The 22,939-nt window shown below is 72.0% G+C and carries 21 protein-coding genes; 10 read left to right on the plus strand and 11 right to left on the minus strand.

What is annotated here, in order from left to right; translation table 11 throughout:
* Positions 1 to 22: 22 nt before the first annotated feature.
* Positions 23 to 634, plus strand: coding sequence for a hypothetical protein (locus ABZT14_RS11825; RefSeq protein WP_356299866.1), 612 nt, complete (start codon positions 23 to 25; stop codon positions 632 to 634).
* A 31-nt stretch (positions 635 to 665) separates the two neighbouring features.
* Here the strand turns inward: ABZT14_RS11825 and ABZT14_RS11830 are convergent, their stop codons facing one another.
* Genes ABZT14_RS11830 through ABZT14_RS11840 form a run of 3 tightly spaced genes read right to left on the minus strand, consistent with a single transcriptional unit; the run spans position 666 to position 3,018 of the window.
* Entirely contained in the window at positions 666 to 1,187 is a 522-nt protein-coding gene (locus ABZT14_RS11830) for a hypothetical protein (RefSeq protein ID WP_356299868.1), read from the minus strand.
* Between the two features lie 56 nt (positions 1,188 to 1,243).
* Positions 1,244 to 1,774, minus strand: a complete 531-nt coding sequence (locus ABZT14_RS11835; RefSeq protein ID WP_356299871.1) for a GNAT family N-acetyltransferase — start codon at positions 1,772 to 1,774, stop codon at positions 1,244 to 1,246.
* Positions 1,771 to 3,018: an XRE family transcriptional regulator gene (locus ABZT14_RS11840; protein WP_356299874.1), complete on the minus strand. Its 1,248-nt coding sequence runs from the start codon at positions 3,016 to 3,018 to the stop codon at positions 1,771 to 1,773. Before ABZT14_RS11840 ends, ABZT14_RS11835 begins: the two co-directional genes overlap by 4 nt.
* 248 nt (positions 3,019 to 3,266) lie before the next feature.
* Here ABZT14_RS11840 and ABZT14_RS11845 point away from each other — a divergent pair, with 248 nt between their 5' ends.
* The 3 genes from ABZT14_RS11845 (at position 3,267) to ABZT14_RS11855 (ending at position 4,795) form a co-directional block, all read left to right on the plus strand.
* Entirely contained in the window at positions 3,267 to 3,680 is a 414-nt protein-coding gene (locus ABZT14_RS11845; protein ID WP_356299877.1) for an ATP-binding protein, read from the plus strand.
* Positions 3,677 to 3,862 (plus strand): hypothetical protein, encoded by a 186-nt coding sequence (locus ABZT14_RS11850; RefSeq protein ID WP_356299880.1) that lies wholly within the window; start codon positions 3,677 to 3,679, stop codon positions 3,860 to 3,862. Before ABZT14_RS11845 ends, ABZT14_RS11850 begins: the two co-directional genes overlap by 4 nt.
* Positions 3,863 to 4,273: 411 nt before the next feature.
* Entirely contained in the window at positions 4,274 to 4,795 is a 522-nt protein-coding gene (locus ABZT14_RS11855) for a YceI family protein (protein ID WP_356299882.1), read from the plus strand.
* Positions 4,796 to 4,927: 132 nt separating this feature from the next.
* Here the strand turns inward: ABZT14_RS11855 and ABZT14_RS11860 are convergent, their stop codons facing one another.
* The 4 genes from ABZT14_RS11860 to ABZT14_RS11875 all read right to left on the minus strand — a co-directional run bounded on the left by ABZT14_RS11860 (position 4,928) and on the right by ABZT14_RS11875 (position 13,028).
* Positions 4,928 to 6,550, minus strand: a complete 1,623-nt coding sequence (locus ABZT14_RS11860; RefSeq protein ID WP_356299885.1) for a hypothetical protein — start codon at positions 6,548 to 6,550, stop codon at positions 4,928 to 4,930.
* Positions 6,551 to 7,187: 637 nt separating this feature from the next.
* The gene (locus ABZT14_RS11865; RefSeq protein WP_356299888.1) at positions 7,188 to 8,648 is read right to left on the minus strand and encodes a TIGR00366 family protein; all 1,461 of its coding nucleotides are present in this window, start codon (positions 8,646 to 8,648) and stop codon (positions 7,188 to 7,190) included.
* Positions 8,649 to 8,673: 25 nt separating this feature from the next.
* Positions 8,674 to 9,615, minus strand: coding sequence for an ornithine cyclodeaminase family protein (locus tag ABZT14_RS11870; protein ID WP_356299891.1), 942 nt, complete (start codon positions 9,613 to 9,615; stop codon positions 8,674 to 8,676).
* Positions 9,616 to 9,641: 26 nt separating this feature from the next.
* Positions 9,642 to 13,028, minus strand: coding sequence for a molybdopterin-dependent oxidoreductase (locus ABZT14_RS11875; protein WP_356299894.1), 3,387 nt, complete (start codon positions 13,026 to 13,028; stop codon positions 9,642 to 9,644).
* A 209-nt stretch (positions 13,029 to 13,237) separates the two neighbouring features.
* Between ABZT14_RS11875 and ABZT14_RS11880 the strand changes: the two genes are divergently transcribed.
* Positions 13,238 to 13,921 carry a GntR family transcriptional regulator gene (locus ABZT14_RS11880; RefSeq protein ID WP_356299897.1) on the plus strand — a complete coding sequence of 228 codons (684 nt, stop codon included), beginning with the start codon at positions 13,238 to 13,240 and terminating at the stop codon, positions 13,919 to 13,921.
* A gap of 104 nt (positions 13,922 to 14,025) precedes the next feature.
* The gene (locus ABZT14_RS11885; RefSeq protein ID WP_356299899.1) at positions 14,026 to 14,832 is read left to right on the plus strand and encodes a class I SAM-dependent methyltransferase; all 807 of its coding nucleotides are present in this window, start codon (positions 14,026 to 14,028) and stop codon (positions 14,830 to 14,832) included.
* Here the strand turns inward: ABZT14_RS11885 and ABZT14_RS11890 are convergent, their stop codons facing one another.
* A complete protein-coding gene (locus tag ABZT14_RS11890) occupies positions 14,833 to 16,413 on the minus strand; it encodes a serine hydrolase domain-containing protein (RefSeq protein ID WP_356299902.1) in 1,581 nt (526 codons plus the stop codon).
* Positions 16,414 to 16,499: 86 nt separating this feature from the next.
* Here ABZT14_RS11890 and ABZT14_RS11895 point away from each other — a divergent pair, with 86 nt between their 5' ends.
* Entirely contained in the window at positions 16,500 to 17,126 is a 627-nt protein-coding gene (locus ABZT14_RS11895) for a TetR/AcrR family transcriptional regulator (RefSeq protein ID WP_356299904.1), read from the plus strand.
* 39 nt (positions 17,127 to 17,165) lie between these two features.
* Here ABZT14_RS11895 and ABZT14_RS11900 read toward each other — a convergent pair whose 3' ends face one another.
* Entirely contained in the window at positions 17,166 to 17,558 is a 393-nt protein-coding gene (locus tag ABZT14_RS11900) for an MmcQ/YjbR family DNA-binding protein (RefSeq protein WP_356299907.1), read from the minus strand.
* Positions 17,559 to 17,766: 208 nt separating this feature from the next.
* Positions 17,767 to 18,411 carry a YceI family protein gene (locus ABZT14_RS11905; RefSeq protein ID WP_356299910.1) on the minus strand — a complete coding sequence of 215 codons (645 nt, stop codon included), beginning with the start codon at positions 18,409 to 18,411 and terminating at the stop codon, positions 17,767 to 17,769.
* 701 nt (positions 18,412 to 19,112) lie between these two features.
* On the opposite strand from ABZT14_RS11905, the gene ABZT14_RS11910 reads away from it, so the two are divergent.
* Entirely contained in the window at positions 19,113 to 20,804 is a 1,692-nt protein-coding gene (locus ABZT14_RS11910; RefSeq protein ID WP_356300187.1) for a SpoIIE family protein phosphatase, read from the plus strand.
* A 156-nt stretch (positions 20,805 to 20,960) separates the two neighbouring features.
* Positions 20,961 to 21,269, plus strand: coding sequence for a hypothetical protein (locus ABZT14_RS11915; RefSeq protein ID WP_356299912.1), 309 nt, complete (start codon positions 20,961 to 20,963; stop codon positions 21,267 to 21,269).
* A gap of 112 nt (positions 21,270 to 21,381) precedes the next feature.
* On the opposite strand, the gene ABZT14_RS11920 is transcribed toward ABZT14_RS11915, so the two are convergent.
* Entirely contained in the window at positions 21,382 to 21,921 is a 540-nt protein-coding gene (locus ABZT14_RS11920) for a YbjN domain-containing protein (protein ID WP_356299914.1), read from the minus strand.
* A 178-nt stretch (positions 21,922 to 22,099) separates the two neighbouring features.
* Between ABZT14_RS11920 and ABZT14_RS11925 the strand changes: the two genes are divergently transcribed.
* The gene (locus ABZT14_RS11925) at positions 22,100 to 22,879 is read left to right on the plus strand and encodes a hypothetical protein (RefSeq protein WP_356299917.1); all 780 of its coding nucleotides are present in this window, start codon (positions 22,100 to 22,102) and stop codon (positions 22,877 to 22,879) included.
* Positions 22,880 to 22,939: the final 60 nt, after the last annotated feature.

The following is a 22,939-nucleotide window of genomic DNA, read 5'->3' on the forward strand; positions in this document are numbered from 1 at the left end:
CCCGGCCCGTACTCCGTTCTGGGTGCGCGTACTCGCCACCGTTGGGCGGCCGGTCGTACTCGTCGTCGCACTCGGCATGTGCGCCCCCGGCGAGTACCACCTTGCCCGCCTCGCGGGCTGGAGCGACCCCTTCGCCTACGGGATGCCGGTCGTGCTGTCCGCGTACGCGGGGATTGCCGCTGCCGTGGCGTCCGCCCGCCGTGCGGGCGAGCCCGGCCGCTGGTCCGCGATCGTCGGCGCGGGGCTCGCGCTCGTGCTCGCCATCGCCGCACAGGTCGTCTCGCACCTGATCGGCACCGGCCACGCACCCGCCGACACCCCCGTACTCGTGGCGGCCACCTCGCTCGTACCCCCGGCGGTCGTCGGTCACCTGCTGCACTTGGCCGCGATGCCCGCCGTACCCGAGCAGCCGCCGGTACTCGCGGCCGTGCCCGCATCCGAGCGGGTACGCCCCGCACCCCGTACCCGCACTCGCGCCGTACCCGCCGCGCCGGGTACCCCGGACCCGCTCACCGCGCGGGTACGGCAGGAGTACGCCGACGGGTACCCCTCGGTGCGGGAGCTGAAGACCCGGTACTCGATCGGGCAGGCCCGCGCCCAGCGCATCCGGGACGGCCTGGCAACGGCGGGCTGAACACGAGCAGGCGTGTTACCAAGCTGCCCAGTCAGGGCGCCTGATCTGCGTCTGTCTGGAGCGCCTTACGCCCGGCCCATACGAATTTCGTCAAGCCTTCCCGTACGTCACCTGTGATGTCACCGCCGAAGCCGATCGGCCGTCCATCGTCATCACTTGGCTCCCCCGTCTCGAACATAATGAAGGCGTTTGCGTGCAGGTCACCGAAGGCATCCACCACCGCGTGTGCTGCTTCGCTCACAGCGTCCGGTCCTTCTAAGTCCACTTCCGCGAGAAGGTGTTGCAACCTAGAAAACCGAGTGTCAAGTACGCGGTGGATGGCTCCTGCAGGGGCTTCGTGCGTTTCCTCTGACACGAGGTCCCAGACAGCCTCGTTGGCTTCCCGACACGCCGTCAGAAAGTCACTGTAGATCTTCCGCCTCGGCTCCCGGAGTGCCAGTTTCGCGTTGCTCCTCACCTGGGCCTTCGTCTGCCAATAGGCAAGAAACGCGCCCAACGACGCTACGGCGCCGGTGATCCCGGCGCCGAGCACCGCTGCAAGTCCTGAATCCATGAGTGCATGATGTCTGCTTGCTGCACCGCTACGGCTCCGGGGCGAAAAACCAGCAGTCAGGGCAGCGGCAGATCCACCAGCATCACGGCGTACACCGGGGAGTCGGGGAACGGCTGGTCCTCTCCGATCTTGCGGTAGCCCCACGACTCGTAGAGAGACTGGACCTTCGGGTGCGTCACGTCCACCAGCAGCGCCGCCAGGTCGTCGTCCCGAGCATCCATCAGGGCCCGGTGCAGCCGCTCCGCCGCGCCCGTCTTCCGCCACTGCTCACGTACCATCAGCTCCGAGAAGTGGAACGTGCGGGCCTTCTCCGGCGCCGGGTCCAGGTGCTCCCGCCACCACTCCCGGCCCTCTGCGCCCGGGGCGCCATAGGCGAAGCCCGCTACCTCGTCCCCGTCGTACGCGATCACGCAGGAGAAGCCGGGGTTCCCGCCCCAGTGGTCCACGAACCAGGGGAACTTCCGCCTGAATTCGTCATCGGCCATGCGGTCGGCGTGCACATCCGCGTGCACGTCGATGAGCACCTGCCGGATCTCCGACAGGTCGTCGTGGCCGTAGTGGCGTAGCTCCAAGGCGGGGGTCGTCATCGAACTTGGCTCCATTCTGATCGGTATCGGTCTTCCCACTCTCGTGCGGTCACGGAGTCCGGCGCCAGAGTGATCAAGTCGCGGAGGAAGTCCCCGAGATAGGACCGCATCCGGCCCGGCAGGGGATCACCGGCCATGAGCGCGAACACCCGATCCGCCGTGGCGCACGCCTGGTCTACGTCGCGCTGGTGGAGCTGGGTGAGGGCGAGTTGCAGCGTGGCCAGCGCGCGGTTGCGGCGGTACTGCTTCGGGATGGTGGCCAAGGCTCGGTGAGAGGCCGCCTCCGCGCCCGCTGCGTCCCCGATCTCGTCCCGCACGATGGCGGTGATAGCCATCAACTCCGCAGACCCGTAGAAGGCCACCCAGGACGGCCGGAGCTCGTCCATGCCTGCCTTCGTCAAGGCGTCTTCCGCATGCCCCAGCGACCGCAGGGCGCCCCGCCGGTCCCCGGCGCTGGAATGGCCGATGGCCGTACGGGCGTGGGCGAGGGAGGCGAACAGGGGGTCTCGGCGGGTGATGGTGGTCGCCTGGGCAGCCTGGCCCGCGTCCACGGCTTGCGAGAACTCCCCGCGATGCAGCGCGAGCATGGCGTGCGAGTTCCACACGCGAAGCTCCGCCACCGGGTCCTTCGCCATGCCCGCCAGGTACAGCGCGCGGTTCAGGTGCCCCAGCGCGCGGTCACTCTGGCGAGCGTCCACGGCCGACCAGGCGGCCGACGCGGTGTAGTTCGCGGCCACGCTGAAGAGGCGCTGACGGATGCGCTGGGAGGCGGCCCGCTTCTGCAACTCCAGGGCCTCGGTGGCGCCCGCCAGGGCGGACCGCTCCAGGGCCTCGTGCCCGCCTCTGGAGGCGTCCAGGGCCGTCAGGGCGTCCAGGCCGCTGCGGAGCCGGATCACGTCCGTGGTGCCGACTGAGTGCGGCCGGGCGGCGACCAGGGGCACGACGGCGGCGGTCGTGCCGGTGGCGGCGGTGAGGAAGTTCCTGCGGCGCACAGGGTCCTCCGTCCTCGTAGGGCTGCGTCTGCCCGCCGGGGGCCTGAAGCCCAGTTCCTCGGCGGTACAGCCGAATACTGCCTCCAGGGCTTCCCGCTGCCGAGGGTGAGGCCATCGGGTCTTTCCGGTCAGCCAGTGCCGCACTGTCCGGTCACTGACGGTGCCTTCCCTGCCGAGCGACCGGAGGTAGTCGTTCACGGCCTCCGCCAACTCGGCCTGGGTCAGTGCTTCTTCGGCCAGTGCATCCGTCAAGTGCCTGTTCGCCTCCACGGTTTCAAGGTAGCGAGGTAGCGGGATTTCGGCGTGGGAGCGACCGCGAAATTTCCGGTTGCCGCTGGTGCACGCTGGCGCGAGTTTTCCTCACGGTCTGTCACATCACCTCGTTCACTGAGTGACGGGCCGCCATCAACAGGACAGCGCGACGGCCCACTGGAGTGGTCCGCCCCTGCGTCCCCCGTCGGGGGCGGGCCGCACCTCCCGCTCACCGACGAGGGGTCCTGATGACCGTGACCACCACATCCCGACCGACCGGGCATCCCGGCTACAGCGAGACCCTGCCCCGGGAGCCCGAGAGCGCCGCGACCGCCCGCCGCCTGGTGCGCGCCGCGTGTGCTGCGTGGCACCTGGACGACCTGGCCGAAGAAGGCGCGCTGGTCGTCTCCGAGCTGGTGGCGAACGCCGTCCAGCACGCCCGGCGCGAGAGCATCCGCGTGGTGGTGGAGCGCGCGGCTCAGGACGTGGTGCGGGTGGCGGTCGCGGACCTCTCCCGGGAACGGCCCGTGGAGCGCGAGGCGGACGACGATGAAGAGGGCGGGCGCGGCCTGCTTCTCGTGGCGGCGCTGGCCGCCGACTGGGGCACCGACGAACGGCACTGGGGGAAGGTCGTCTGGGCGGACCTGGAGGGCGTGAAGTGAGCGAGAAGCGGAGCCCGTGGGTGGGCGATCTGGTCCACGACGAGGACACCGACCGGGACGGCATCGTCACGGACGTACAGGGCGGTGCCCTGTGGGTGCTGCGCCCCGAGATGGGGACGGGCCGCCAGTGGACCTCGGAGCACCCCGAGCGCCTGACCGTGCTGGAGGCGCGGCAGAGCTGAAGCACGGCGAAGCCCCGGCCGGTGAACACCACCGAGCCGGGGCTTCGTCGTCTCACGGTCGTCTCACACAGATCTCACAGACTGGGTGGACTCACGTGGAAAATCGGCGCTGAGCTGGACGTTTTCGCGTGCGTGGAGACTCCTTGGACTCACAGAGACGGGGTTCGTACAACTACGGATCAGAAGGTTGCAGGTTCGAATCCTGCCGAGCGCGCAGCGAGAGAGCAGTTCAGAGGCCCCGCCTCCCTCAGAGGGAGACGGGGCCTTCTGCGTTTTCCGCGGCGTGATCCCGGGTGGGGCGTCCCCGTGGCCGGGGTCGGAGTTCGCTGAGGGCGGGGCGTGGCGGTCCGGTGGGTGAGAGAGTCTGACGAGCCAGACAGCGCGCGACCGAGGGTTCGGAGGGACCGGGACATGAGTACAGCGGGTGTGGAGGGGCTGCCGAGGACCGGCGGCTACGTGATCGACACGGAGGCGTCGACGGTGCGGTTCCGTACCCGCGCCATGTTCGGGCTGCTGCCGGTGCGCGGGACCTTCGCGATCAGCGAGGGCCGGATCACGGTGGGCGACCCGGTGGAGGAGTCCGCGGTACGGGTGTCCGTGGCCGCCGCGACCTTCGACTCGGGCAACACCAAGCGGGACGACCACGTGCGGTCGGACGACTACCTGGACGTCGAGAACCACCCCGAGATCGTCTTCGTCAGCGAACAGGCGGAGCGGTCCGGTGAAGGGGGCTACCTGGACGGGGTGTTGACCGTCCGGGGGGTCACCACCCCGCTGGAGGTGGCCGTGGACTCGGTGACCGTCGACGGTGACCGCTTCACCGCGCGGGGCAGCGCCGAGGTGGACCGTTACGCGATGGGGCTGACGAACGCCAAGGGGATGACGGGCCGGCGCCTGAAGGTGGAGTTGCAGGTCGTGGCCACCGCCGAGTGACCGTGACCTCAGGGGACGCGTGCCTGGAGCGCCCTCGAAGGGCGCGAGGGATCAGACGGGTGAGTGCTCCGGCCCGGAGCACTCACCCGTGCGCGTACCGGTCCGTCCCCGTCGAGGGGCCGGTCGGTCGGGTCAGGGTTTGAGGAGGGGGCGGAGGGCGTCGCGGACGTTCTTCCTGGAGGGGGTGACGTGGGTGTTGGACGGCGGGCCGATGTCGGTGCCGTAGGTCTCGTACCGCAGGACACGGGGGCAACTGGAGCCGCTGATCTGGATCTTTCGGTCGGCCACGAGCTTGCCGGTGCGTAGTTCGTAGACCTTCACCGGGAGCTTGATCCGACGGAAGGTCACCTTGTAGGGGAAGCTTGAGAGCTTGCGCTTCTCGTAGAGGCAGGAGCCCACCGAGTCGCCGTTCTTCTCCTCCCCGACGCAGACCACCGTGGTGGCTTTGGTGGGGTCGGTCGTACGCCAGCCGCCCGGAAGCTTGCCGGTGTACTTGGAGCCGCCGTGGACCAGGGCGCGGTTGTGCCCCTTGCGGTAGGGGGCGGCGGCGCTGTACCGGGCGGGCTCGTCGCAGTAGCGGGGCAGGGCGTCGCCGTAGCCCCCGGTGAGCAGGCCGCGCACCTTCCGCAGTTCCAGGGCGTGGGTGGCGCGGGTGACACCCGCGCGGGCGGCCTTCGCCTGGGTGCTGTCGGGATGGTGGTCGACCACCTCCTGGTAGCGGGCACGGGCCTTGGCCCAGGCGTCGTCCTCCATCAGGGAGTCGCCGCACTTCCTGAGCGCGGCGGGCACGGTACGCGCGGCGGCGCGGGTGGAGCGGTCCAGCAGGTCGCCGGTGCGCTCGCGCTGCCACAGCCACCTGGTGACGGCGGCGGTGTCGCAGGGCTCCCGGGCGGCTCTCCCGGAAACCTGGCCGAGGAAGGTGTCGAGGGTGGTCGCGGTGATCGCCCGGTTGCCGGGCAGTACGGCGGAGAGGGTACGGAATCCCCGCTCCAGGGCGCCGGTGTCACCGCGTAGGCCGGTGCGCAGGTCGCGGGAGGCGGCCCGAAGGCGGTCGCAGGACCGGGCCAGCCGATCTCCGCGCGCGGCGTCGGGGGCGTCGGCCAGCCGGGTACCGAACCACAACTCGGACTGCCGCCCGGTGAGTTCGGGGCAGTCGCCGTCCTGGTGGGCCGCCCGTACCTGGTCCGCGACCCGCAGGCCGTCGAACCGCAGGAAGCCGGCGAGGAGCAGGACGACCAGTGCGGCCCCGCCCCAGATCAGGTGGGGACGTTGCCAGCCGATCCGGCGCCTCGGGCCGACCGGGGGCTGCCCGGTCTGGGGCTGCCCGGTCGGGGCGGGGTCGGGGGGCGTCTCGTGGTGGTCCGGCGCTGGGGTGTCGGCGGGTTCTGCGGGTGCTGCGGGCTCCGCCGCGGGGGCGTCAGCCGCTGGCGGTTCGCCGCTCCTGTCGGGGGTGGTGCCGGGTTCCGTGGCCGGGGGTGGGGACGCCGGGTCCGTCACGGTACGGGCGAGCCAGGCGCCGTGGGCGATGCCGGCCGCCCAGAACAGGAGCAGCAGGAGGTCGCACCACGGGGAGGCGACCGTGTACACCACGGTGAGCAGGGTGACGGTGCCGAGAAGCGCGAGGGCCGCCGGCAGCCGGCGCCCCATCAGGGCGTAACCCGCCCCGGGGAGGGCGGCGTTGGCGAGGCCGGCCAGCAGGGGGTCGGCGGGCTCGCGCGCCGGAGGGGGTAGCGCGAGTCGGAGGCGCTCCACCACGCGGGACGTCAGCCCGGGCCCTCTCGGAGTGGGGGGCGGGTAGGGCGGTGGGGGAGGAAAGGCCGGGGGCGGCGGTAGGTCCCCGGGCGATGTGGTCATGATGCTCCTGCCCTTCGGTGTGCCGGTTCGGATCGGGTGTCTCGGTGGGGCCGGTCACGTCGAGCGGTCCCCCCGTGCCCGATCGCCGTGACCGGCCCCACCGGGTCCCATCAGAGAGGACCGGCTTCCTGTTCAGCACCTGGACAGCGGTGACGTGAACAGGGTTTTTCGCGGTCAGATCCCGCCGCACGGGCCGGAGTTGGTGTCGGGGCGTGGGCCGTGTGCGGCGTCGCCGTTCCGTGCGGAGGGGCAGGGTGACCGGACGGTGCCTTTACCTCGTACGTAACGGCACGGTGGCCCCGTTGCCCCCCTGTCCCGTCGTACTTACGGGAGCGGTGACCGGGATCGGCCGTCGCCCCGCCCGCGCGGGCATCGTGCCCGGGCGCTGGCTGGCTCCGGCGCCCGGGCCCCCACCTCCCCGGGAGGTCGTCCCCATCCGCCTTCCACCGGGGAACTCCGCGCACCCACCCCCTGGCTTCCCCCGCCCCACGTGGTGTGGCCCCCTCCGGGGAGGGGGCCACGAGGTGCGGGTGGTGGGTCAGGGTACGGCGGGTGGGCTGTAGCCGAGGGTGTAGGAGAGCCCGGTCAGCAGGGCGAGGGCCAGGGGTGCGAGGAACAGCAGCTGGAGGAAGGTGAAGCCCACCAGGTGCCGTGCCCTCAGTTTGAGGATGCCGAGCAGCGGCAGCATCCAGAACGGGTTGATGAGGTTGGGGAGGGACTCGGCGACGTTGTAGACCTGCACGGTCCAGCCGAGGTTGGCGTGCAGGTCGTTCGCCGCGTCCATCACGTAGGGCGCCTCGATCAGCCACTTGCCGCCGCCGGAGGGGATGAAGAAGCCGAGGACGGCCGAGTAGACCGCCACCACCAGGGGGAAGGGCGCCGCCGAGGACAGCGAGGTGAACGCCTGGGTGACGTAGTCGGCGACCGAGTGGCCGGCGCCGTTGGTGGGGCGGGTGAGTACGGCGGCGATCGAGGCGTAGATGGGGAACTGGATCAGCACGCCGCTGGTGGCGGGAACCGCCTTGGCCACGGCGGTGAGGAAGCTGCGGGGGCGCCAGTGCAGCAGCATCCCCAGCAGCAGGAACAGCAGGTTGTAGGTGTTGAGGCCGGAGATGGCCACCAGGGGGTCGGAGCTGGCGAACTCCTGGACCGCCCAGCCCACGCCGAGGGCCACCACCAGTACGGTCAGCAGCGGGCTGTACTCCAGCCACTCGCCGGGCCGTGAGCGGGGCGGCAGCTTCTCCTCCTCCTCGGTGTCGAGGTCCACGCCCAGGTCGTGGGCGCTGCGGACCTGCGGGCCCCGGGGCGCGGAGAAGTAGGCGACGGTGACCACCACGGCGATCAGTACGACGGCGATCAGCATCGACTGCCACAGGAAGATGGTGTCGCGGAACGGGATGACCCCGGTGATCGGCATCAGGTTCTTGGGGATGCTCTCGGGGTTGGCCTGGAGCTGGGCGGCCGAGGAGCTGATGCCCAGGGCCCAGACGCTGCCCAGTCCCATGAAGGCCGCGGCTCCGGCGGCCCGGTAGTCGAGCCGTAGCTCGTCGCGGCGGGCCATCTGCCGGGCCAGCAGGCCGGAGAAGATCAGGCTGAACCCCCAGTTGAACAGGGAGCTGACGGTGCTCACGGTGGCGATCAGGGCGATCGCCCTCGGCCCGTCGGAGGGGACCGCCGCGATCCGGGCGATCAGCCGGTGGGCCACCGGCGCGGTGGCCACCACGTACCCGCCGATGGCGACGAAGGCCATCTGCATGGCGAAGGGGATCAGGTCCCAGAAGCCGTTGCCGAACTCCTGGGTGACCGAGGCGGGGGAGGCGCCGATGGACAGCGCGGCGGCGGTCACCACCACGAGGGCGATCAGCGCGAAGATGAACGCCTCGGGGAACCACTTCTCGGAGAAGTTCGACATACGGACCGCCAGACGTGACAGCGGTCCGGTCTCCTCGGTGCCGGCCGGTTCTCCCTGGGGGCCGGGTACGGCTTTGCTTGCCTGCATCACTGCTCCTGGGTGCTGGATGGGGTCACGTGCTGGTGTAGACGGTCACGGCCGCGACGAGGTCGGTCAGTCCGGTGCCCACGGTCTTGAAAACGGTGATCTCCCCCTCCTCGCGCGGCCGGGGGGTGGTCCGGGCGCACAGTTCGGGGAGGGTGGCGGCGACGTCCTCTTCGGTGAGGACGCCCCGGGCGAGCGCGGTGGCGATCTCCCCGGCCTCGGTGAGGGCGACCGGGTGGTCGACGAACACGGTGGCGCGGCCCAGCAGGGAGGGGTCGACCTCGTGCATCTCGGGGCGGAAGCTGCCGATCAGGTCCAGGTGGGTGCCGGGGGTGATCCACTCGTCACGGAGTACCGGTTCGCGGGCCAGGGTGGCGGTGGTGATCAGGTCGGCCCGCCCCACGGCCGAGGGCAGGTCCTCCACGGGGCTGGCGTTGACGCCGCGCCGTACCAGGTCGGCCGCGAGTGCCCGGGCGCCGGCCGGGTTGTGGGGGTCGGCGACCAGGGTGGTGCTGAGGTGGGGGCGTACGGCGGCGTAGGCGTCGTACACCGCGCCGCCGATGTGACCGGTGCCGACGATCAGGTGGGTGCGGGCGTCCTCGGGGGACAGCAGGGCCGCCCCGAGGGCCGCGGTGGCGACGGTACGGCGGCGGGTCAGCTCGCCCCCGTCGATCAGGGCGAGGTGTTCTCCGGTGCGCCCGTCGGCCAGTACGTAGGCGGAGGACAGGGCGGGCAGGTTCCGGGCGGCGTTGCCGGGAAAGACGTCGACCAGCTTCACCCCGAGGAACTCCCGGTTCCAGGCGGGCATCACCAGCAGGGTCGCCCCGGCCTCCTCGGCGGTCCCCTCGTCCAGGGCGTAGTGCTTCCTGGGGGGTACGGAGGCCTCGGTGGCCATGCCGGACCGCAGGGCCGGGATGAGGACGGGGTAGTCCAGCCGGTCGGCGGTCCGGGCGGCGTCGAAGTACTGCACGGGGTGGTTTCTCCTCCGGTCGTGGTTCAGGCGTCCAGGACGACGTCGCTGGTGGGGACGGCCTGGCAGGTGAGGCAGGCGTCCTGGGCGTCGGGGGGTTCGGTGAGGTGGGTGACCGAGCCGGCGAGCAACCGCACCGCGCAGCTCTCGCACTGGCCGACCCGGCAACCGCTGGGCAGCCGCAGCCCGTTGCGTTGGGCGAGGTCCAGCAGGGGGCCGTCCTGGGGTTGCCAGGTGAGGGTGCTGCCGGAGGCGCGGAAGGTGACCTCGTACCGGGCGTCGCCCTCGGGCAGGGCCATCGGGGGTGGGGCGAACCGTTCGGAGAAGATCTCGAAGCGGGGTACGCCCCGGGCCACCAGTCCCTCGGTGACCTCGCGGATCATGGTGTCCGGGCCGCAGAGGTAGAAGCGGGCCCGCTCCTCGATGTCCCGTGGCGAGACGGACTCGGCGGTCACCCGGCCCAGGTGTTCGTAGGTGCGGCCGATCCGGTCCTCGGGGCCGGGGCGGCTCAGGTGCCGCACCAGGCGCAGCCGGGGCAGGCGCGCGGCCAGCCGGAGGACGCGGTCGCGGAAGCAGGAGTCGGCGCTGTCGCGGTCGCCCTTGTGCAGGGTGATCCGCTGGCCCTCGGGGTGGTGGCGGGCCATCTCCTCCAGCTGGCTGAGGAAGGGGGTGATGCCCACTCCGGCGGCCAGCGCGACCACGGGGAACGGCGGGTCGACGGGGAGGGTGAACCCTCCGGTGGGTGGGCCGAGGGTGACGGTGTCGCCGACCCGCAGGGAGGTGTGGACGTGGGTGGAGGCGGCGCCGCCGGGCAGGAGCCGTACGCCGATGGCCCGCCCCTCGCCCGGTGCGCTGGTGAGGGAGTACGACCGGACCACCTCGGCCCCGCCCCGGAGGCCACTGAGGGTCACCTCGACGTACTGCCCGGGGCGGTGGGGTACCAGGTCGGCCCCGGTGCCGTCGGCGGGGCGCAGCCGCAGTTCGGTCACGTCCCGGCCCTGGGGGACCTTCTCCACCACGGTGAACGGGTGGGTGCCGCCCCGGGGTCGGGGTCGGTCCGGGTGGTCGGAGGGCACGCCGATGTCGCAGGGGACGCCCCGCATCTGGAGGGAGCCGCTGACCGGGTCGGCGGGCCGGCCGGAGACGGCGGCGTTGAAGTTGGCGCCGCCGCGCACCGGGTCGTGTCCGGGCAGGCCGAGGTCGGGGGACTCCTCCCACCAGCCGTACTCGGCCACCACCACCCGGGGGTCGAGGTCGGGGTCCAGGACGGCACGCATCTGGAAGGCGCCCCGGTCGGTACGCACCCGCACCAGGTCGCCGTCGGCGAAGCCGCGTCGGCGGGCGAGGTCGGGGGCCACCTCGACGGTGGGTTCCGGGTGGCGGCGGCGCAGGGAGGGCAGGGCGCGGTGCTGGCTGTGGCAGTAGTAGCCGTTCTTGGCGCTGGTCAGCAGCAGGGGCAGGGTGTCCGGGTGGGTCGGGCCGGCGTCCGGTACGCCGGGCTGGCCGGCTTCGGCCAGCCGCGCGGAGTACAGCTCCACCCGGCGGCTGGGGGTGGCGAACCCGGTGACCCGGCCCCGCTCGTCGCGTTCGGCGTACTTGCGGTAGCGGGTCTCCAGGGGGAAGCGGACGCCTTCCGGGAAGCGGCGCAGTGCGTCGGTGGTGAGGCCGGAGGGGCGCAGCTGGTGGTTCCAGGCGGCCTCGATGTCGCCGTGGAAGAAGTCGTCGCCCATGCCTAGTCGGCAGGCCAGGTCGAAGACGATCTCGGTGTCGGAACGGGAGGCGCCGACCGGTTCGACCATCCGTTGGCGCAGCTGGACCCGTTCCTGGGCGGTCTGGCTGATCTCGAAGCCGACCTTGAGGGCCTCGCGTTCCCAGGGGCTGTTGACCGGGAGGACGAGGTCGGCGTACTCGGCGGTGGGGTTGAGGAACAGGTCGCAGTGGACGAAGAAGTCCAACGCGGCCAGGGCCTCCCGGCCGCGTTCCGGGTCGGGTTGGGAGACCAGCAGGTTGGCGCCGAAGGCCATCAGGGCCCGCACCCGGTACGGGACGTGATCGAGCATCGCGGTGTAGAGGTCGTGGCTGGTGACCCAGCCGGTGGCCGGTGGTCCGAGGGGCCGTTCGGCCAGGCCGAGGGTCTTGGCGCGCTGCTCGGGGGCCATCTGGTCCAGCGAGGTGACCGGGTTGACCGGCACCCTGGGCCACAGGACGTTGCCGCCGGGGGCGTCGTAGCAGCCCTTGAGGGCGTAGAGGGTGGCGATGGCCCGTTCGGTCTGGGTGGCGTTGCCGTGCTGGCCCACCCCGGTCCAGGAGTGGTAGGCGACGGTGCGGGCGGCGGCGAACTCCTCGGCGAAGGCGAGGAGTTCGTCCTCCGGTATCCAGGTGTGCCGGGCGGTCTCGGCCGGGGTCCACGGTGCGCAGGCGCGGGCGTACAGCTCGAACGCGGGGTGGACGGTCACCGGCCGCCGTCCGCCGTCCACCCGGAGGGGCACGATGTACTCCCCGCGCAGCGCGAGGTCCTCGGGGCGTTCGGCGGGGTGGCGGGTGTCGTAGGGGCGGGGGTGGCCGGTGGCCAGGTCCCAGACCGTGAGGCCGTCGCCGGCGTCCGGGTCCAGTTCGTCGGCCCGTAGTGGTTGCCCGGTGTCCTGGCGGATCAGGGTGGGGCCGTTGGTCCAGGACCGTACGAAGGCGTCGTCGTAGTGGCCGCCGGTGATGAGGTGGCGGGCGACGCCGAGGGCCAGGGCGGCGTCCGTGCCGGGGCGGACGCGCATCCAGTGGTCGGCGTCCCGGGCGCTGGTGGAGCGGCGGGGGTCGACGACCGCGAGCCGGGCGCCACGGTCCAGGCCCTCGCGTACCGCGACGGCCTGGGCCAGCCAGGTCTTGGCGGGGTTGTGGCCCCACAGCACGGCGAGGTCGGTGGCGGAGTAGTCGGCGGTGGGCTGGCCGCTGCCGAAGGTGAAGGCGTGGGCGAAGTCCTTGTGCCAGTTGCAGATCTCGGTGGAGTAGCAGGTGTTGGAGGCGCCCATCAGGCGGATGAGGCGTTCGACCCAGTCGATGGAGTCGGACATCGGCGTACCGCTGGGTGAGGTGACCGCGAAGGCGATGGCCTCGGCGCCGTTCTCCTCGCGGAGGGTGGAGAACCGTTCGGCGACGGTGGCCATGGCCTCCTCCCAGCTGATCTCCTCCCAGCCGGGGTCGTCGGCGCCCTTGGGGCGGGTACGGCGCAGGGGGCTGGTCAGCCGGCGGGTGCTGTGCGCGATCTCCGGGGCCGCGCGGCCCTTGGGACACAGCGCGGTGCCGGTGGGGTGCTCGGGGTCGGGTGCCACCTGGGTCATCCGCCCGGACTCGACGGTGTACACCGCGCCGCAGCGGGACCGGCACAGGGTGCAGTATCCGCGCTTCTTCTCAGACGACACGGGTGGGTCCTTCCGTGCGGGGACGAGCGGGGGCACTGGTCAGGGGGAGGCCGGTGGCTACCAGTGGTGGGGCCGTGGGTGGTGTCGCCGTGGGGGTGGGGCGACGAATCCATCTGGCCGGTAATCGATTACCGCTTAGCGTTGCCGGGTAGTATGCGAACCGCCGAATCGCGGTGTCAAGGCTCGGGGGAGCGAGAGGGAGGCGTCGGGTGCAGCGACTTCAGCGGGTGAGCCTGCGGGACCAGGCCCTGGTGATCGTGCGGCAGGCCATCGTCTCGGGGGAGATCGGACCGAACGAGATCTACTCGGCCTCCGCCCTGGCCAGCCGGCTCGGAGTGTCCAACAGCCCGGTACGCGAGGCCATGCTGACCCTGGTCAACCAGGGCATCCTGGAGCCGGTCCGCAACCGGGGCTTCCGCATCGTGCCGATCAGCGAGCACGACCTCGACGAGATCGGGGAGATGCGCCGGATGCTGGAGATCCCCGGGGTGGCCGCCCTGGTGGAGCGCGCCAGCGACCGGGACATCGAGGCCCTGCGCCCCGTCGCCACCGAGATCGAGACGGCCGCGCGCTCCGGCGACATTCCCGTCTTCCTGGAGGCGGACCGCCGCTTCCACCTGGGGCTGCTGGAACTGGGCGGCAACAGCCGGCTGGTGGAGACGGTCGCCCAACTCCGCGACCAGACCCGGCTGTACGGGGTCAGCGCCCTCGCCGAACAGGGCACCCTCCAGCAGACCGCGCCCGAGCACTTCGAGATCCTGGACGCCCTGCTGGCCCGGGACGTGGCCGGGGTGGAGGAGGTCATGACCCGCCACCTGGACCACGTCCGTGGCGAGTGGGCCGCCCGTACCCCGGAGAGCGCCTCCCGGGCGGGTTCGGCACCCTCCTCCTGAACCGGCGCGCCCCGGTGGCGGGTGGGCGGTGACCGCTGGCCCCCGCTCCGAGGACACCGGAGCCGACGACAGCTTAGGCTTGCCTCACCTGTGAGGGGGTGCGTATGGACGGGTCGGAGCTGTCCGGGGTTTCCAGAACCACGCTGTGGACGCTGCACAACCGGGCCACCGAGGCCGCGCGGCCCCGGCCCCTGCTCGAAGACCCCCAGGCCGTGCGGCTGTTGAGGGAGATCGACTACCCGTACGAAGAGACCTTCGGCAAGCCCAGCCAGAGCCACGCGCTCCGTGCCCTGTGCTTCGACCGGGTCGTCCGGCGCTTCCGACGGGAGTGGCCCCAGGGCACGGTGGTCGCGCTCGGGGAGGGGCTCCAGACCGGCTACTGGCGGCTGGGCGACCGGCGGGCGCCGTGGGTGACGGTGGACCTGCCCGAGGTGGTCGCCCTGCGGCGGCGGCTGCTGCCCGAGGAGGGCAACCTCCGCCAGCTCGCCCTGTCGGCCCTGGACCGCTCCTGGCAGGACGAGGTCGAACCCGGCCAGGGGGTGCTGCTGTCGGCCGAGGGCCTGCTGATGTACTTCGAGCCGGAGCAGGTGTACGCGCTGCTCAGGGACTGCGCCCGGCGGTTCCCCGGGGGCTGGATGATCTTCGACAGCATCCCCCACTGGTTCAGCCGCAGGACGCTGCGGGGCCTGCGGCTCACCCCCGGATACACCGCGCCGCCCATGCCGTTCGCCCTGTCCGTACCCGAGGCCGCGAGGTTGCCGGAGCGGGTGCCGGGCCTGGCCTCGGCCACCGACCTGCCCCTGCCCCCGGGCCGGGGACCGTGGCGGTATGCCGCCACCCTGGGCGGCCTGCCCCTGCTGCGGGGCGTGCGCCCCTCGATCACCCTGGTCCGGTTCGCCCACCGCTCCTAGCTAGGCGTCCACCGGTCCCCCGGGGCTCGACCGGCGGGCCCGGTGGAGCCGTCGGGCGGTCAGCCAGAGCCGCTGGAGCGCCAGGAGCGGGGCGAGTACGAGTGCGGCACGGACGCTCCAGCCCAGGTCGGGGGCCCAGAGGGCGATGGTGGACAGGTCGCTGTCCACCATCGCGGGCAGCCCCCACCCCAGCAGCGCGGTCAGGCCCAGCGCCCCGGTCACGGCCAGCCCCCCGGTGACCGCGGTCCGCCGGGGGGTGCGGGGGGTACGGGCGGTGGGGCGCCGTAGCGCGGGGGCGAGGAGGGCCAGCAGCAGGAGCGGCACCAGGGCGCAGGTGGCCCAGGGCAGCCCGGTGAACAGCGGGTCGGCCCCGGTGGTGGTGGGGTGGGTGCCGGAGAGGATCTGGGCGGCCCCGAACGCGGCGTCGGTGAACTGCCGGTCGCGGAGCACGCTGAACGCGTTCTGGAGCAGGATCACGGCGCGGTCGCTGTCCGGCAGCAGCACCACCATCGCCTGGTAGCCGGGAAGGGCGCCGCTGTGCCAGACGGCTCGTTGTCCGGTGCCCTCCAGGGTGGTGACCGACCAGCCGAGGCCGTAGTGGTCGCCGCTGCTGGCGACCTGGCCCCGGTGGGTCTCGGCGACCCCCCGGGCGGAAAGCACCCGCTGGCCGTCGAGTGCGCCCCCGTTGAGCTGTGCCCGGGCGAACCGGGCGAGGTCACCGACGGTCCCGCCGAGGTAGCCGTAGGGGGTGCCGGAGCCGTCGAAGGGCGCGTCGAACCGTACGGGGTGGCCGAGGAGTTGGCGGTGTCCGGGGCTGACCCGCTGGCGCCGGAAGTCCCGTTCGGTGGCGACCGCGTGCCGCATCCGCAGGGGGTCGAGGACCTCGCGGCGTAGCTGTGTGGCGAAGGGGCGGCCGGTCAGCTCCTCCACCAGTGCCCCGAGGACGGCGTATCCGGCGCTGGAGTAGGAGTAGGCGCGGCCCGGGGGCGCGGCGGGGCGGACGTCGGCGAGGTCGCGTACCGCCCGACGGAGCCCGTCGGGGCGGTTGTCGTAGCGGTCGGACACCAGGTCGCTGGCCGAACGGGGCAGCCCGCTGGTGTGGGTGAGCAGGTGGCGCACCGTGATCCGGGCGGAGGCGTCCGGGTCGGCCAGCCGGAACCAGGGCAGGTGGGCGCGGACGGGGTCGTCCAGGTCGAGGCGTCCGGCCTCGGCGAGCTGGGTCACGGTCAGGGCGGTGAACGGCTTGGCCACCGAGCCCCAGAGGAAGGGGGTGCCCGGGGTGACGGGTCGGCCGTCGCCGTCCCGGCCGTAGCCCCGGGTGTGGGTCACCCGGCCTCGTTCGACGACGGCCAGCGCGGCTCCGGGGGTGCCGGTGGCCGCCATCCGTTCCCGTATGTGGGCGTCGACCCGGGCCAGCCGCTGCCGGTCGGTGCGGGAGCCCTCGTGCGGGGTGGCGGCCACCGCCGGGGTGGTGCCGGTCAGCAGGGTCAGGAGGACGAGAAGGGTGGGGAGGGTGAGAAGGGTGGGGAGCGACTTCCCCACCCGGTGCGGGGGTCGGCCGTGCGGGAGGCGGGGTGCCATGGGGGTCCGTTCGGTGGGCGGCGGATTTTTGCAATATAGCCGTACGGTTTAAGGCTCGGCAAGGCACGGCTGGCTACCCTGGCCCCATGCCGAAGGTCGTCGATCACCAGGAACGGCGCGCCCAGGTCGCCGAAGCCGTCCAGGAGTTGATCACCGAGGGCGGCCTGGACCGGGTCACCGTGGCACGCACGGCGGCCACCGCCGGGGTCTCCGTCGGACACGTGCAGCACTACTTCCGCAGCAAGGACGAGATGCTGCTGTTCACCCACGACAGGGTGGTCGCCGGCATCCTCGGCCGGGTCTCGAAGCTGGAGGAACGGGCGGCCGAACAGCGCCTGCCCATCCGCGAGGTGGTCACCGAGGGGCTGGCCGAGTGGCTGCCCTTGGACGCCCGGCGACGCTCGGCGTTCCGGGTCACCCTGGCCTTCCTCGGCCGTACCGTCGACAACCCACGACTGGCCCGCGCCCACGCCGAGACCGGACGGCACATCAGGGAACTGCTGGCCCGGGCGGTACGCAACGGCAAGGAGTGCGGGGAGGTGCCGGAGGAGACCGACCCGGAACGGGCCGCGCTCGAACTCCACTGCCTGGCCGAGGGGTTGGCCGCCCAGCTCGGCTCCGACCCCGACCCGGCGACCGCCGACGCCGCCCGGGAGACGCTCGCCGCGCGGGTGGGCGGGGTCTTCCCCGGCCGCTGCCGGCAGTACGACTGACCCGCGCCCGGGCCGGTCAGCGCTCCCCAGGTGCCTGGATCAGCGGCTGTCGGGGCGCTCGGGGAGCGACCGCACCAGTCGGGCCGGAGCCACCGTCCGGTAGGCGTCCTCCACCAGTTCGGCCACCTCGTCCCAGTCGGGCGCCCGGCCCGACTCCAGCACCAGGCGCACGCCCAGCCAACCCCGGCCACCGACATAGGGCGGGCGGAAGAAGCGTTCGGGATCCTCGGCGAGCAGCGCGGACTGGGCGCCGTCGGGCGCCGCGCACCAGAAACCGGTGTTGCCGTCGCCGTGGTGGTCGTCCACCCAGCTGAGGAACATGCGGCGGACGAAGAAGGACGGCGACCCGTGGCTGACCCGCTCGGTCACCTCGGGCAGGGCGAGGCAGCGGGTGCGTACCGCCTGGAACAGCGCGTCAGGGTCCTGGGCCATGCGGCGCACGGTACGTCGCGGTGGCCGTACGTACCAGGGGAACACCCCGACGGGGCACGGTGGCGCGGGGCGGGCCGCCCGGTCGGGGTGGGGGACCACCGAGGTCACCGACCGGGCCCGCTGTCCTGGCGGCCGGCCCCGGGTGCTCCCCTTCCCGTCTTGTCGGCGGGGGGCCTGGGGTGGCCGCGCGCACCGGGGCGCGGAATCCTCAGGAGACGCGGATCGCGGAGATGTCCAGCTCCAGCTTGATCTTCTCGCTCACCAGCACACCGCCCGTTTCCAGGGCCGCGTTCCAGGTCAGACCCCATTCGGTGCGGTTGATGTGGGTCGTACCGTCGAATCCGACCCTTTCCACACCAAAGGCGTCGACCACCGAACCGGTATAGACAAGGTCCATGGTCACCATTCGGACCTGGTTTTTGATCGCCAGTTCTCCGGTCATTTGGTAGGAGTCTTCACTGGTCTGTTCCGCTGAAATACTGCGGAACGTAATCTCGGGGTAACGCTCCACATCGAAGAAGTCCGGGCTTCGTAGATGTTCGTCCCGCTGATCGACTCGGGTGTCGATGCTGCCGACCTGGATCCGCACCTGGGCCCAGCAGAATTCGGGGTGCTCCCCGTCGAGGTGCAGGTGGCCCTCGAAATCGGTGAAAATGCCTCGGACCCGGGTGACCATGGCGTGCCGGGCGGCGAACCCCATGCTGCTGTGCGCGGGGTCCAGGACCCAGTCACCGGTCAGCTTGAGCTTGGACAGGTCCGTGGTGAACGTCGGGCGGGCCGGGGCGCGTTGGGGCTCCACCGGTGCCGGCGCGGTCGCGTGCTCTTTTCTGCGGAGGAGACTCAGAAGGCCCATGGGTGCCCTTTCCTGTACTGGTATTTCCGGGATTCCCAACTGGGATAAGGCGGCAAAAGAGGGGTCGATGTCAAGGGCTGCCGTCCGGGGGGTTTCGTGTCGTGGTGAATGTACCGGATTCTCCGCCGCCCGGTCGCGGGTGAATTGACGCGCCGTTCATGGCACCCAGTGTCTTCCGGGCGACTTCGGCGACCCTCATTCGGAATTGCCGAACGGTGTCGTTCACGCGCCACGGACGAACCGCCGACCGGGAAAGCGTACGCGCTCGCCGGAGGTCCGATGAGGTCCAATTGGGAGTCGCGGAGGCCGGGTTGGAACAGCCGCCCCTTTCCGGTACCGCGTGACGCGCGGGCCTCCCCGCCGTACGGGCCGCCCCGCCGTGACCCAAGATCGTCACGGCCCGTGGGCGTGACCGGGCCGTGTGAAGGGCCCGTACCCGCTTCCCTCCGGCATCTCGACGGGCCCCACGGGGGTGACCTAGTGTCCTGAAAGGTCGGGGGCGAGCGCCCAGCGGCCCGTGGCGTGCCGCCCCCTCGTGGGACAGACCGTCCGTGGCCCAGCCGACAGGCGGCACCCCTGCCACCGGGTGACACTGAGAGTCACAGGATGGCCATGGAGCGGGACAGGAGGCCAGCACGGTGAACCGTGGCAGTCGCGAGCGGCGCCCGTCCCGGTGGGGCGACGTCTCCCGACCCTTTCGGCTGCGCCGGAAGACCTCGGCTCTCATCGAGCGGCTCGACGAACGCGGCCGGCTGGCCTGGCTGAACGACGCCAGCTCACAGATCGGCACCACCCTCGACCTGGAGCAGACCGCCCGGGAACTCGCCCGGTTCGCGGTGCCCAGACTGGCCGACGCCTGCGCGGTGGACCTGCTGGAGGCGGTCCTGCGGGGCGAGGAGGGGAAACGGGTGATGGGGGCCGAGGTCCCGGTCATCCGCGCGATAGCCGTCCACACCGTGCCGGAGCTACAGATCCTGGAGTCGGACCCCATCGGCAGCGTCTCCGCGCACCCCGGCGCCCTGATGACCGACCGCTGCCTGATGCGTCGCGAGTCGGTGCTCATCAGCCACCTCACCGAGGCGGACCTGGCGAAGGTGGCCCCGACCGAACGGCGGGCCCGCAAGATGCGGGAGGCCCGGGTGCACAGCTACATGGCGGTGCCGTTGATGGCACGCGGCGTGCTGCTCGGTACGGCGGACTTCGCGCGGGCCGGCGGCAGCCCCGCGTTCACCGCGACCGACGTGGCCCTGGCGGAGCAACTCGCCTCCAAGGCGGCGGTGTTCATCGACAACGCCCGCCTCTACGGCAGGGAACGCGAACACGTGGTGACCCTGCAACGCAGCCTGCTGCCCCGGGCGGTGCCCAGCACCCCCGGCCTGTCGGTGCGCGCCCACTACGCCCCGGCGTCGGAGGCGCGCGGGGTCGGCGGTGACTGGTACGACGTGGTGGCGCTGCCCGGCGGCCGTACCGCGCTGGTGGTGGGCGACGTGATGGGGCACGGACTGTCCGGGGCGGCCACCATGGGGCGGCTGCGGGCGGTGGCCCGCACCCTGATGACCCTGGACATCGCGCCGGAACGGGTACTGGCCCGACTCGACCTGGCCACCCGCGACCTGGAGGACGACCAGGTGGCGACCTGTCTGTGCGCGGTCTACGACCCGGCCGACGGCACCTACACCCTGGCCAGCGCCGGGCACCCCCCGCCGTTGCTGGTGGCCCCGGACGGGTCGACCGCCTTCCTGAACGTACCGGTGGGGGCCCCGCTGGGGGCGGGGGTGATCCCCTACGACGCCCTGGAGCACCGGATGCCGGACGGCGCCCGGCTGGTGCTCTACAGCGACGGACTGGTCAAGAACCGGGACGACGACGTGGACACCCAGCTGGAGGGGCTGCGGCGGTCGGCGTCCACGCTCGGCCCGGAGGGGCTGGACGACGGCCGGCTGCTGGACCCGGTGCCCGGTGGCGACGGCCGGTTCGACGAGAGCGTGCTGGTGGTGGCGCGGACCGGAGGAGGCGTCGAGCCACGGCTGCGGGTGTGGGACCTGCCCCTGGACGGTACGGCCGCCTCGGCGGCCCGCAAGCTGGTCAACGAACAGCTGCTGCTGTGGGAGCTGCCGGACCTGGTGGACGTGACCGAACTGGTGGTCAGCGAGCTGGTGGCCAACGCCCTGCGGTACGGCGACGGGCCCGGCAAGCTGCGGCTGATGTACGACGAGCGGCTGATGATCGAGGTGTCGGACACCGGACCCGACCTGCCGCAGATCCAGCACGCCGGGGTCCAGGACGAGGGCGGCCGGGGCCTGCAACTGATCAACATGCTGTGCCGCAGCTGGGGTTCGTGCCGTACGCCGGCCGGCAAGGTGGTGTGGGCCGAGCAGGAGGTGCCCGGGTAGGCCGGGTCCGCTCCCGTCACCCGCGACGGGGCGGGCCGTACCCACGCGGGGTTGAGTAGCCGTACTCAGGTGCGCGGGCGGTACCGCGACGAGAGTGGGAGGCGTCGAGGGACACCAGTACGAACGCGGGAGGAACCGGTGACGGTGACAGTGACGGTGAGATCAGTGATGTCGGCGATGTGGGACAACTGGCTCTCGCGGACCTACCTGGCGCTGGTGGCCGCCTCCGTGCTCTTCGTGGTGTGGGACACCCTCTACGTCGAACACGAGGACGCCTCGCTGGCTGGGGTGTGGCCGCTGCTCGCCACCGCGCCCACCTCCGTGGCTTTGCTGAGGGCCCTGCCGGACTCGCCGGCCGGCTACTACGTCCTGGTGCCTCTGGCCGCCGGACTGAACGCGCTGGTGCTCGGCCACCTGGTGCGGCTGAGCCGGCAGGGGCGGTACGAGCGGCTGAACCTCGACTGAGGCGTCCCCGTCAGAACAGGCGGAACAGGCAGGACAGTCGGGACAGGGGTGGGACGGACGGAAGGGGCGGCCCGGGTGAAGCACCCGGGCCGCCCCTCACACGATCCGTGACTCAGCTGTCGTCGGAGTCCGAGTCGGAGTCGGAGCCGGACTCGGCGTCCTTCTCCAGACCCAACTGCTCCACCAGCCACTTGTCGAACTCGATGGAGGCACGCACCCAGCTGACGGTGCTGGAGACGAAGTGCTCCAGGGAGACGCCGGTGCCGATCAGCATCTGCGCCTCGCCCACCAGACGTACGGTGCCGTCGTCGTGGGTGTGGCTGTAGACCTTGGGCCACAGGGTGCGACGGTTCCAGTCGTCGATGGACTCCAGCAGCAACTGCTTGTCGTCGATCGAGTGTGGACGGTCGTAGAACGTGCGGACGGAGAAGACCTGCTGCTCCTCCTCGCCACGGAACATGAAGTACGTGCGGAATTCCTCCCACGGCGCGGCGAGGTCACCCTCGTCGTCGACGACGTACTTCAGCTCCATCTGCTCGAGGAGCTGCTTGACCAGGTCCTGGTCGGGCACCACAGGACCGGTCGGGCCGGAGTCCTGCGGCTCGGGCTGGTTGCCCCCGAAGTTCGGAATCGAGGACGGGTCGATACTCACCGTGGATGTCCCTTCATAAGGTTGTCGCCATCCTCCCCCATCAACGCCCAGTCCTGGCAAGCCCGGAGGTGCCGGGGGCGCGTCGTTGCCTCCCCTCCCAGTGTCCGCCCTTTCCCCGCGCCCCGCCGACCCGCAACCGCTTCCCGTCCTGCGGGCGTCACGGTGGGGGGAGGCGGTTATGGGAGGCGGCGCGGTCCGGTACGGGTTCCAGCGGGCACTGTTCGTGCCGCTGTCGCTGTGCGGTGCGGTGCTCGCCCTGGGCGCCCCGCTCCAGGACAGCACCGTGGACGCGCTGGCCCTCGCGGGGTTCGCCATGCTGTCGCTGTGGGCCGCCGCCGTACTGCCTGGCTGGCTGACGGGGGCCCGGCCCAGTGGAAGGGACCCGTTGGCGGCCCTCGGGCCGGCCTACTCCTCCGGGCGTTCGGCAGTCGCGGTACGGGCCCTGCGGGGGACCCTGGCGCTGGCGTCACGCCTGGTGTTCGCGTCGGTCTTCCTGTGCTTCGCCGTACTGACCGGGAGGCTCGGGGTGGCCGCCCTCGTCGCTCCCCCCGACCTGGGGACGCTGGTCGGAGTGCCTCTGGGCGTGCTGGTGGGCGTGCCGCTGGGACTGGCCTCGGCCGCGCTGGCACTGGGGGGCGGCTGGCAGACGCTGGTCATCCTGCTGGGCCGCGAGTGGTCGTCGTACGGGGGTTACCGGGAGCAGTCGGTGCGGCGGGTCGAGGTCCGTTGGGCACCGCTGCCCCAAGACCCCCGACGGGAACGGGAGCGGTCCGGCACGCCCCTGGGGCGGGCCAGGACCTCGGTCGCGGCGGCGCTGTGCGCCCTGGGCGCGCTGTCGTCCCTCGCCGTGGTGGCGCTGCTGCTGGTAGGCCACCACTACGCGGAGGCCCTGGCGGGGGTGGCGACGGCCGCCACCCTGCTCGGGGGCGGGGTGGCCGTAGTCCGAGGGAGCGGGTGAGGGCGGTGCGGTCGGCTACGGCGACGATGGCGCCGCGAACTGTCACGAAGCGAGGGGGAA

Origin of the sequence: Streptomyces sp. NPDC005438, assembly GCF_040606315.1 — a bacterium.
In the GTDB taxonomy this organism is placed as follows: Bacteria; Actinomycetota; Actinomycetes; order Streptomycetales; family Streptomycetaceae; genus Streptomyces.